This is a genomic window from Bartonella sp. AA126HLJHH (assembly GCF_042197425.1).
In the GTDB taxonomy this organism is placed as follows: domain Bacteria; phylum Pseudomonadota; class Alphaproteobacteria; order Rhizobiales; family Rhizobiaceae; genus Bartonella.
Genome location: NZ_JBHIRU010000001.1, coordinates 47,664 through 59,108, shown reverse-complemented (window position 1 = coordinate 59,108; position 11,445 = coordinate 47,664). Strand labels below are relative to the sequence as shown.

Here is an 11,445-nt window from a genome sequence, read left to right as displayed (position 1 = left end):
TAGATCAAGCACCTGGTTCAGAAATGCCCATGGAGCAAGGTCCAAATACGCAGTTTCCTGTGGAGTAGTTGTTATAAATATCTACGGAGCTGATGCGGCATGTATCAGCTTCGTAGAAGAATTCGTGGGATATAAAGCAGGAGATAAGTACAAGATATCAGTGGAATGAGTATCATTATTTTGAATATACTTTTAATTTAAAAGAGAAAGTCCGTGGGGTATTTAGTCAATCTTTAATTTTTGAGACAAATAGCTATTTGTAGAATATACAAAAAGTGATGTTTGTAAAATTTACTACAAAGAAAGAGAATGTGCGAAACAAGTTTTTATATTGTGTGAGATAAAAAAGCTACGAAGCAGTAATATTTTTAGATTTAAAGAATTTATATTAAAGATAGCATTAAAATTATTGTAATAATAATATGCAATTGAAATCAAAAATTTAGAGAATAATCAGAAAATTTAATGAAAACCGTTGCAATGACAGTTATAGGTGCTGGTTCTTTTGGTACTGCATTAGCGATAGCTCTTGCCCGTAATGGTCATAATGTTTTACTTTGGGGGTATAGTCCTCAACATATCAAAGAATTACAGGAACAACGTTGTAATCAAGTATATTTACCCGATGTTCGATTTCCTGAAAATTTATTACTTGAAGCTTCCCTTGAAACTGCAATAACGGCAAGTCACAATATATTAATCGCTGTTCCAAGCCATGTATTTCATCAAGTTTTGTATAATATTCAGCCTTATTTAGATCAGCATTCACGCGTTATTTGGGCTACAAAAGGTTTAGAACATGGTACTGGACGTTTCTTACAAGAGGTTGCTCGTGAGATTTTAGGTGAAAAAATTCCTTTAGCTGTTTTTTCTGGACCAACTTTTGCTCAAGAACTAGCTATGGGTTGGCCTACTGCAATGACGATAGCAGCTTCTGATGTTGAGTTTGGTAAAGAATTGCAGCAACTTTTTCATTGTGACAAAAGTTTTAGAGTTTATAAAAGTTCAGATATGATTGGTGTTCAATTAGGGGGGGCAGTCAAAAATGTTATTGCTATTGGTGCAGGAATATCAGATGGCATAGGTTTTGGGGCAAATGCACGAATAGCTCTTATCACACGAGGACTAGCTGAAATCAGTCGTTTAGGGGGGGCTATGGGTGCTGAGCTTTCCACATTTATGGGAATGACAGGCTTAGGTGATCTGGTTTTGACATGTACTGATAATCAGTCGCGTAATCGCCGTTTTGGAATACTTCTTGGTAAAGGAATAGATATAAAAGAAGCAGAAAAACAAATTGGTCAGGTTGTGGAAGGATACTTAAATACCAAGGAAGTATATACGTTGGCGCAGCGTATTGGGGTAGAAATGCCCATTGTAGAGCAAATTTATCAAATTCTCTATTGTGGTAAAAATATAACTGAAGCGGCAAACACATTACTAAGCCGCGCCCTCAAGGACGAAATTCAATGATATCCTGTTTTTTAATAATTCCAATCGTAAAAAATAGAAACATGCTATGATAGACATATAAAATAGATTTTATTGATGGTTGTATAAGGCAGTCATATTCCAGAAAATTATAGATTCATATCATTCGATTCTTTATGAAACATGGCTGAAATATAAAAGTTTTGGCTTTTGTCTAAGAGCTATCTCTTTGAAGATAAATTGTCGTTTCCACTTATACATGTTTATGTAATGTAATGAACAAGATATTTTTATTGTCTCTTAAATTCATCTCACAATGATATTTGCAAACAGAATAATACAAGACTCATTAGGTAGAAGCATCTTATTTATGTAACGTATAAGCTAAGAATATCGGGGCAGGGATATTGCGAATCTCTGTTTTTGTAATTCTTTAAAACAAGAAGACAATCTAATTTGGGAAGAAGATGAAATTTTAAAGCTGAAAATCTGTTCCCATTTCTACAATCATTTTTAAATTCGGTTTTACGCTATCTAAAGCAATATCTTTTAAATAATAGAGATTATCTCACACCTTTATTTTCTCATTTTCTAATGAAAGCATTTCTCTGATGTGTCAGGTAAAATAGAATGCCCAAAAAAACACGATTGCTGTTGTATATTCATGTTCTTGTTTTAAAGAGACCTCTCTCTTAAAACTCCCAAGTCCACTTCGCGACGGTGACCGTGAATAGTATAACGATAAAGCCATTGTGCACATCCCCATCTTTACGTTTATGAAGGAGGAAGACGAGCATCATTACCCCCCAATGTTGAAACAGCTCTTGGCACTTGAAGCTGTTCAGTAGAGATATTTAAGCCTTTTATTTTCTCACATGTCAATTCTGTTTTTTATATGCAAGAAATGATTTTTGGAATTATAACTTTGAAAGTCTAAGATTGAGAAAATGTTATTGTACTTGTTTGTGACTGTCAGTTAAACTAAAAAATAATGTGATTATAAAGATAAAAAATTGATTTATATAAATAATTCATTTTATTTTTGTATTGAGTTAATTAAAAATATGTGTTTGCTTGTCACAAGCGGGTTAGTACGTGGATAAAAAATTATTAAAGATACTTCTAATGAATCATCTCAAGTGTCAAGGGTTGTTTCAATATTAGAACATGGCAAGTAAAATGACGGTGTCGGTTTGTCATCTGTATAAACATTAAAATGGTGGTAAAAAAAGGATTTTATATACTTCACAGGGATTTTTTATACGTTTTACAGGTACCATTGTGAAATGGAATGGCATGCATTGAGAGATATCTTAAAAAAATGCATGAAGGAGCAACAGCTATAGTGTTTTTGGGTGTTCTATTTTACCTGACATATCAAAGAAACGCTTTCATTAAAGAACGAGCAAAATAAAGGTGTGAGGTAAAGAGTAATCTCCATTATTAAAAAAACATTGATGTAGATGCTTTTAAAATCGTAAAGTCTCATTAAAGAATAATAGTAAAATTAACGATTGATTTCTTTACGCCTTCATATTCTTCCTAAATTAGATTGTATTTGCGTTTCAAGAATAAATCAAACGGTAAAATATTTTTTTTCAATTTGCTACACAAAAGCTGAAACTAAGGATTTTAATAATTCTCTAATCTCTGTTTCAAACTGCGGTGGCATGAGAGTTGGATATTGATTTATAAGCAATGGCAAAAGCGTATACTTTAGTAAGGTAAATGACGTCATAAAACACAAACTTTATCAACCATGAATTGAAGAAATATTCCGGCTTTTTATAAAATATTTTGCGAAACAAGGCATCGTACATCTGGTTTTGTATTCACTTATTCTTACAAACACTTGTACACATGCCTTACGTCATATTATTATAAGTCAATACACTGTTATATAGCTGAGAAAGTACTCAATACCCGATTAAAGCACTATGCACATGATTGATTTTATTTTTTAGTGCAATAAAATAAAATTTATCCTTCTTGAGAATCGTCACTTTTTTTTAGTTCTTCAAGTATTGGCATAGACATGATGTTATAGCCTGAATCAACATAATGGATTTCACCTGTGACACCTGATGATAAGTCAGAGAGTAGATAAAGAGCAGATTTTCCAATTTCATGAATATTTACGGTACGACGTAATGGGGCATTACGGCGTTGATGTGAAAATATTGCCCGTGCAGCTGCAATACCATTACCTGCTAAAGTTCTAACAGGACCAGCGGAAATCGCATTGACACGAATATTTTGAGGACCAAAGTCCGCTGCTAAATAACGTACCATAGCTTCTAAAGCTGCTTTAGCAACACCCATGATGTTATAATTAGGCACAACTTGCTGTGAAGCACCATAGGTAAGAGTTAAAAGTGCTCCTCCATTCGGCATAAGCTTACCCGCGCGCTGGGCAATTTCAGTAAAGGAATAAGCTGAAATAACCATCGTGCGTTGAAAGTTTTCACGTGTTGTAACATCAACGTAACGCCCTTTTAGCTGAGTTTTATCTGAAAAACCAATGGCATGGACAATAAAATCAATTGTTTTCCATTCTTTTTCAAGTTGCTCAAAGACGTAATCAATATTTTCACTTTTTTCAACGTCACACTCTAGCACTAATTTGCAGCCAAGTTTATCTGCTAGGGGATGAACACGTTTGCCAAAAGCATTTCCTTGATAAGTCAACGCTAATTCCGCTCCTGCTTGTGCGAGCTGACAGGCAATGCCCCAAGCAATTGAATGGTCATTCGCAATTCCCATAATAAGGCCGCGTTTGCCCTCCATCAAACCTTTCATATTATTCTCCGTAAGACCGTACTTTTTTCAATTACTAAGAGCTTTTGTTTATACATAACGTTGGAAAACAAGCGTTGCATTGGTACCGCCAAAGCCAAAAGTATTCGACAATACGGTATTCAGTTGTTGATGATCACGTCGTTCACGAACGATTGGCATATCAGCAAAAGCTGGATCAAGTTCTTCAATATGGGCACTTTCACAAATAAAATTATGATTCATCATTAACAATGTATAGATTGCTTCGTGAACACCTGCTGCTCCCAAGGAATGTCCTGTTAGAGACTTGGTAGCGGAAATGGGGGGGCATTGATCACCTGCTCCAAAGACACGACGGATAGCTTCTATCTCAGGAGGATCACCAACAGGAGTTGCTGTCGCATGGGGATTGATATAATCAATTTTATTATTGACTGTTGCAAGAGCCATGCGCATGCACCGCTCCGCTCCCTCTCCTGATGGGGCAACCATATCATGTCCATCGGATGTCGCACCGTATCCAACGATTTCTCCGTAGATTTTTGCACCACGTGCTTTAGCAAGTTCTAAATCTTCAAGGACTAAAACGCCAGCCCCTCCAGCAATGACAAAACCATCACGATTAACATCATAAGCACGTGAAGCTTTGTGAGGGGTGTCATTATATCTGCTGGACATAGCGCCCATGGCATCGAATAAAACAGATAGTGTCCAATCCAAATCTTCGCAGCCTCCGGCAAAGATGCGCTTCTGTTTACCATATTGAATCATTTCGTAAGCATTACCAATACAATGATTGGAGGTAGCACAAGCTGAAGAGATTGAATAATTGATCCCCTTTATTTTAAAGAAAGTTGCTAATGTTGCAGATGCTGTAGAACTCATCGCTTTAGGGACAACAAAAGGTCCAACACGTTTTGGGCCTTTTTGGCGTGTAATGTCAGCAGCTTCTACGATTGAATGTGTTGAAGCACCTCCAGAACCCATAATAATACCCGTGTGTTCGTTCGATACTTCATGCGGTTCTAGACCCGCATCAGCAATTGCTTGATCCATGGCGATATGATTCCATGCTGTTCCACGCCCATGAAAACGTAGAGCACGTCGATCTACGAGTTCTTCTATATTAATATCGGGCTTGCCATAAACTCTGCTACGAAAGCCTAATTCAGCATATTGAGGTGCGTAAGAAATTCCGGATTTTGCTTCACGTAAACTGGTTAAAACAGCTCCAGGGTTATTTCCAATTGCGGAGACAATTCCCATTCCGGTTACAACAACTCGACGCATTCATACCTCCTCGTTCCATACAGAATAGTGAAAAGTTCTTTCTGACGGAAATAACGTTCAATCTTCTTTGAATAAAGCAACGCGTAAATCGTTCGCCTTATAAATAGTCTCTCCATCTGCTTTTAGCCACCCATCAGCTATTCCTAAGACTAAATTTCCACGTCGAATACGCTTAAAATCTATTTCATATTCAAGAATTTTGGTTTGTGGAGTTACCATCCCTGATAACTTTACTTCACCTGTTGATATTGCTCTTCCTTTGCCTGGTTCGCCTAGCCAACCAAGAAAAAAACCTGTTAATTGCCACATACCATCCAGTCCAAGACATCCTGGCATGACGGGATCGCCTATAAAGTGACAATTAAAGAACCACATGTCTGGTGTAATGTCAAATTCGGCGCGAACCATTCCTTTATTGTATTTACCATCAGTTTCACTAATTTGAGTGATTCGATGAATCATTAACATTGGCGGTGCTGGCAATTGCGCATTACCTCTACCAAACATTTCGCCGCGAGCGCAGCTTAGAAGCTCTTCATAAGTGTAGCGAGACTTTTGTTCAGCCATTGTTACTCCATTTATTTGCATATATCTTTATTTCTGCGCTTTTCCCAACCTACTTTTAGAGCAAATTTTAAAGAGAGGGAAATGATTTTATATCATTTTTAATGACAAAAGCCTTTTTTTATGTATTCTACATAGGTAATTATTTAAAAATGGAATACAAGATTACACCATACTATTCCCATTTTTTTGTATTTTGATCTTATTTAGCAGGAATATATTTGGGTTTGTAATTATGTCAGTGAGTGCAGACAATTTAGATATGAATGAAGAGCAGCAGTTCACAAAAGAGTGTGGAAAAATTGTGCAATATTATTCCATTTCTATGTTAGAAAAACATTTGCGTCAAAATGGTCTGCGTCCAACACGTCAGCGGTTAGAGCTTGCACATATGATTTTTTCTCAAGGAAATCGTCATATTACTGCTGAAGAGCTCTATGAGGAAGCGGTGAGGGCAGGTGTACCTGTATCTTTAGCAACGGTTTATAATACGCTTCATCAATTTACGGAAGCGGGATTATTACGGATTATTGCCGTAGAAGGTTCAAAAACTTGGTTTGATACCAATACCTCTGATCACTACCATTTTTATATAGAAGGTGAAAATCGTATTCTTGATATTCCTTATAATTTGGAAGAAGCTCCCATTATTAGAAATTTGCCTAAGCCACCAGAAGGTATGGAAATTTCACATGTTGATTTAATCGTGCGATTGAAACCAAAAAATCAATCTTGTGATAGGCAGTGAGGATATTCAATGAGGAATAAAAATTAAACTTGTTGAGTTTGATTATTCACCAGCCTTTTACTTTTACTTTTTCATCAGGATAGATTCCCCATAACTGGGGTTGTTGAAGCCATCCGCGTGTATTATTAATGTTTAATTCGCACCATTGTCCATCACATTGGCGGATGTTACCAATGACATTAGGTTCTACTTCTGCCACAAGTTCTGCGTTGTCGGTGGGATTTTTTCGTAGCATCAGCCTTTTAGTTTTATCTTTTTGCCATGGAATAGTTATAGCAGTTCGCTTTCCCGATAAAAGCGATTGATACACCCACCCCTCATCGCCTTCGGCATCACGAATTTTGCGCCATTGATCATATTCTTGAATGATTTCAATAGGTAAGCCCTTCTTTTTGTAGGTAAAAATGATAGAATAGTTGCTTCCTGGTCCGACGCGTACATTAACGCTGGTGGGTTTAATCGAAGCAAATCGCGGAAGTGGTAAACCACTGGGCCCTAAATTTTGATTAAATGTTTGTGCATGCAACAAATGAGGTGAAACTAATACAATGACTGTTGCTATTAAGATACATGATGCGAGTATTGAAACGCGAAACCAACGAGAATTTTGCACACCGAACTCCTTTATTTCATCATATATTGGAAATTTAAAATCTGAAAGATAAGACTGGAAACTGATAAAAAGTATGACACATTGCTCGTTAAAGAGATCTAAACGATGAAAAAATTGCTACAAAAATATCAAAATAAGGAAAACAAAAGGTTTGTATTTCTTAGTGCTTATCTTGTTTATGAGGGGGTAGATATAAATAAACATTAGATTTTTATGTAGCTGTAAGCGTGATAAAACAGTAAAGTATATTGGAGCCATAGGCAGTTTTTGTACAGGAAATTAGGGCTAAAGTATTGCATCTCTTTTTTGAGTTTGTTTCTCAAAGTAAAAGTGCATGTATGCATACTATGAACAAAGAGCTGTTCAGAAAGGGATTATTGTGTGGCTTGAAAAGAAGTTTTGAATGAACAAAATAATACGATAAATAAAACATTTAAGCGTAAAAATATGAGCAACATTATAGAGTAGATTGATATATGAAGGGCTAATTTTAACAGGACACTTTTTCGTGATAATTCATTTATAAAATTTTCTACACTCTAATCTTATGCCATGATAATGCTTATCCGTATGGTAGATAAGCGGGCTCCATCGTTCTATTTACCAGCTTTCAATGTTATGCAGTTCCTATTATTTATAGTGTTTATAAGAAGCATTTTTGTTTTTTCTTAAATAGCTTTTATTCTATTTGCATACGAATCCCGCTTATGATGTACAAGAAAATAATCTTGATTGATTCAATATGAGAAAGTGTTGAGAAACTTTACGTTATTCAGAATTATTACTTAATATGAAAAACGATTACTTATAATAATAAATCTCCGCGTTAAAAACTTTAACTCGTTATTTAAATTTTAAAAACATTTCCATCAAAAATGGTAATAAAAGGCACATTCATCCATATTAAAATACAGTGTTTTCCCTGTTTATTGTCAATTTTCTTTTTCTCTAACTCAGTATAGAAGAAAGTTGAATGAAATAGAAAGGCTTATTCGATACACTGATGAGGGTAATTACATAAGTGATGAATAGAAGAAATTTATCAAGAAAAAAGAATCTATAGTGCAGTGGTTGAAATTCGTCATCCTTTAGAGAGACAGAATCAAGAGATATAAAAAGTTATGGAATTATATCGTTTCGTTACATAACTGAAGGGAAAGAGGATTATGAATTTGATATTATATTTTACACACAATCGCATATTGCGATAGTTATTTTTGTTTTGTAATCAGACCTAGGATGATCGAAAGATGTAGAATATTTAATGACAAAAAAGAAGTTCATCATGAAATTTGTACATAAGAAGCAGTGATGTAAGAGATATCCAGAAGGAGAAAATTATAGCGAAAAGTAATAATAAAACACCCCGCACTCAATTTACATAGGAAAAAGTCGCTTAAATATCTCAAGTGTAGTTTGTTATCTATTTTTAAAATATAAGAGTGAAATAAAAACCACCTCTATGATAGAAACCTTATTATTTTCAAATAACTAACATATTAGATAACATTGTACATAAAAACCTACACAAGCAATGCATCGCAATTGCCTATGAAGATAAAATTTTCTAGTAGCTTACTATCTATTGCTTATGCAATTATATAATATCATAAAGTATATTACTTTACCGCAACAGTTCGTCCGTTACTAACAAAACCTTCTCTTTGTGCACGCTTACGAGCAAGCTTACGTGTACGACGAATAGCTTCAGCTTTTTCACGAGCACGCTTCTCAGATGGCTTCTCATAATAACTACGCATTTTCATTTCACGGAAGATACCTTCACGCTGCATCTTTTTTTTCAACGCACGGAGCGCTTGGTCAACATTATTATCACGAACGAGTACTTGCACTATCTATCCTGCTTTTTTCAGTGTCATAAATGATAGGAAAAAACCTACGTCCTTTTAAAGGCATATCCAAAAGGACAAGCACTTATATCATATAAATGAGACATTTGTCTATATCGCTTTTTAAAATTCTATTTTTTTTACAATAAAAACGCTTTTTATAATGAATGATAGAATTTACGGTTATAAATTTATGAAAGTCCTTGTATTTGATCATTTTCGTCAAGATGAATTTTTTCAGCCGTGGGATAATGGGGTAGTCCCGGCATGGTCATAACATCTCCACAAATGACAACAATAAAACCGGCTCCCGCACAGAGACGAACTTCTCGTATGGGAATTTCAAAATCAACAGGAGCTCCGTATTGCGTGGGATCAGAAGAAAAAGAATAAGGTGTTTTTGCCATACAAATAGGGTAGACGCCAAAACCTTCTTTTTCCCAAGTTTCAAGTTGTTTGAGAATAGGGGCTGAGATGATGGCGCCACGTCCACCGTATAGCTTTGTTATAATACAATTAATTTTTTGAACGAGTGGAATATCATCTTGATAGAGAACTTTAAAATCAGAATCGTGCTTTTCAATCAAGGTAACGAGTTCTTGTGCAAGTTCTATAGCGCCTTTTCCACCTTGTTCCCAATGCTTACAGATAATAGCTTTGTGTCCAGTTGTTGCAACTATTTTTTGTAATGTTTTTATTTCAGCATCGCTATCGCTGTCAAAATGATTGATAGCCACAACACAAGGAATACCGTAGTGCTTCATATTTTTTATGTGTCGTAAAAGATTGGCTGCCCCTTTTTCTAAAGCGGTGATATTTTCTTCTGTCAGGTTATTTTTATCCAGACCACCATTCATTTTTAATGCACGAATAGTTGCGACGATCACTGTCGCATTTGGTACAATACCTGCTTGCCTACATTTGATATTGAAGAACTTTTCTGCTCCAAGATCTGCTCCAAACCCTGCTTCTGTGACAACATAATCAGCAAGTTTTAAAGCAGTTTTTGTTGCTATAACTGAATTGCAACCATGAGCAATGTTGGCAAAAGGTCCTCCATGAACGAGAACAGGATTATTTTCAATTGTCTGTACGAGATTGGGTTGTATAGCATCTTTGAGAAGAACTGCCATTGCACCTTCCGCATTGAGATCAGCAACGGTGATGGGCGTTTTATCATAACGATAAGCAACAATAATTTTTTTGAGTCTTTGTGTAAGGTTTTCTAAATTTTCAGAGAGACAAAGAAGCGCCATAATTTCTGATGCAACAGTAATATCAAAACCTGTTTGACGTGGAAAACCATTTGTTATGCCCCCCAATGAAATGACAATATCGCGCAATACACGGTCATTCATATCAAGAACGCGTTTCCAAACAATGCGACGTGGATCAATGTTTAGAGTATTTCCCCAATAAAGATGATTATCTATCATTGCGGCAAGAAGATTATGAGCAGCTGTAATAGCATGAAAATCACCGGTAAAATGTAAATTAAGGTCATCCATTGGAATGACTTGCGCATAACCACCACCAGCAGCACCACCTTTTACACCAAAACAGGGACCTAAAGATGGTTCTCTCAAGGTAGCTATTGTTTTTTTACCAATAAGATTAAGAGCATCACTTAGTCCAACTGTTGTTGTTGTTTTGCCTTCTCCGGCAGGTGTGGGATTGATAGCTGTGACAAGGATAAGTTTACCATCTGGATTTTTATTAAGCGATTTTATGTATTCAGAAGAAATTTTAGCTTTATCATGACCATAGGGAATGAGATTTTCATGTGAGATACCAATTTTTTGTGCAATTTCAATAATATGTTGCTTTTTAGCAGTGCGAGCAATTTCAATATCAGTTTTAGGCATGGAAAAATTCTTTAAATTCAGCTTTTATTAATGTTTGGGATCTGTACCCCATGGATTAATTAGAAAAATTCATAAAGAACAGAAAAATATTAAGATATCATAGAAATCGTTGATATGCCATGCAAGAGATAATGCTAAAGAAGCACAAGAAGAGTTTTATTGTTTTTTAGGAAAAAGAATCACTTTGCTTTTAAGCAGTAAAAATACGTTTAATTCAATTAAAAATATTACAAAAAGAAGCTGTGGTTTGCAACAAATGCTGATGATATTAATGGATACCATAAGTGTTTCATAGTAGTACGTTTG

General features: G+C 35.4%; 8 protein-coding genes. 2 read left to right on the top strand and 6 right to left on the bottom strand.

Translation table 11 applies throughout. From position 1 onward, the window contains the following. Positions 1-465: 465 nt before the first annotated feature. A complete protein-coding gene (gene gpsA / locus ACFIQC_RS00165; RefSeq protein ID WP_375620836.1) occupies positions 466-1,473 on the top strand; it encodes an NAD(P)H-dependent glycerol-3-phosphate dehydrogenase in 1,008 nt (335 codons plus the stop codon). A 1,938-nt stretch (positions 1,474-3,411) separates the two neighbouring features. Here the strand turns inward: gpsA and fabI are convergent. The 3 genes from fabI to fabA are packed head-to-tail and all read right to left on the bottom strand — an operon-like array spanning position 3,412 to position 6,066. Next, positions 3,412-4,230 (bottom strand): enoyl-ACP reductase FabI, encoded by an 819-nt coding sequence (gene fabI, locus ACFIQC_RS00160; protein ID WP_375620835.1) that lies wholly within the window; start codon positions 4,228-4,230, stop codon positions 3,412-3,414. A 48-nt stretch (positions 4,231-4,278) separates the two neighbouring features. Next, positions 4,279-5,499, bottom strand: coding sequence for a beta-ketoacyl-ACP synthase I (fabB, locus tag ACFIQC_RS00155; protein WP_375612835.1), 1,221 nt, complete (start codon positions 5,497-5,499; stop codon positions 4,279-4,281). Between the two features lie 57 nt (positions 5,500-5,556). Next, the gene (fabA, locus tag ACFIQC_RS00150) at positions 5,557-6,066 is read right to left on the bottom strand and encodes a 3-hydroxyacyl-[acyl-carrier-protein] dehydratase FabA (RefSeq protein ID WP_375612836.1); all 510 of its coding nucleotides are present in this window, start codon (positions 6,064-6,066) and stop codon (positions 5,557-5,559) included. Between the two features lie 232 nt (positions 6,067-6,298). On the opposite strand from fabA, the gene irrA reads away from it, so the two are divergent. Then, positions 6,299-6,811: an iron response transcriptional regulator IrrA gene (gene irrA / locus ACFIQC_RS00145; protein ID WP_375612837.1), complete on the top strand. Its 513-nt coding sequence runs from the start codon at positions 6,299-6,301 to the stop codon at positions 6,809-6,811. Between the two features lie 46 nt (positions 6,812-6,857). Here the strand turns inward: irrA and ACFIQC_RS00140 are convergent, their stop codons facing one another. From ACFIQC_RS00140 to ACFIQC_RS00130, 3 genes are all read right to left on the bottom strand, one after another. After that, entirely contained in the window at positions 6,858-7,424 is a 567-nt protein-coding gene (locus ACFIQC_RS00140) for an SH3 domain-containing protein (protein ID WP_375620834.1), read from the bottom strand. Positions 7,425-9,043: 1,619 nt separating this feature from the next. Beyond that, positions 9,044-9,277: a 30S ribosomal protein S21 gene (gene rpsU, locus ACFIQC_RS00135; protein ID WP_012754552.1), complete on the bottom strand. Its 234-nt coding sequence runs from the start codon at positions 9,275-9,277 to the stop codon at positions 9,044-9,046. A gap of 188 nt (positions 9,278-9,465) precedes the next feature. After that, a complete protein-coding gene (locus tag ACFIQC_RS00130; RefSeq protein ID WP_375629266.1) occupies positions 9,466-11,139 on the bottom strand; it encodes a formate--tetrahydrofolate ligase in 1,674 nt (557 codons plus the stop codon). Between the last annotated feature and the right edge of the window lie 306 nt (positions 11,140-11,445).

What these genes read in the sequence shown, in the direction of transcription:
- fabI (WP_375620835.1), bottom strand. Translation starts at nt 4,230, where the DNA reads ATGAAAGGTTTGATGGAGGGCAAACGCGGCCTTATTATGGGAATTGCG.
- irrA (WP_375612837.1), top strand. Translation starts at nt 6,299, where the DNA reads ATGTCAGTGAGTGCAGACAATTTAGATATGAATGAAGAGCAGCAGTTC.
- ACFIQC_RS00130 (WP_375629266.1), bottom strand. Translation starts at nt 11,139, where the DNA reads ATGCCTAAAACTGATATTGAAATTGCTCGCACTGCTAAAAAGCAACAT.
- gpsA (WP_375620836.1), top strand. Translation starts at nt 466, where the DNA reads ATGAAAACCGTTGCAATGACAGTTATAGGTGCTGGTTCTTTTGGTACT.
- fabA (WP_375612836.1), bottom strand. Translation starts at nt 6,066, where the DNA reads ATGGCTGAACAAAAGTCTCGCTACACTTATGAAGAGCTTCTAAGCTGC.
- fabB (WP_375612835.1), bottom strand. Translation starts at nt 5,499, where the DNA reads ATGCGTCGAGTTGTTGTAACCGGAATGGGAATTGTCTCCGCAATTGGA.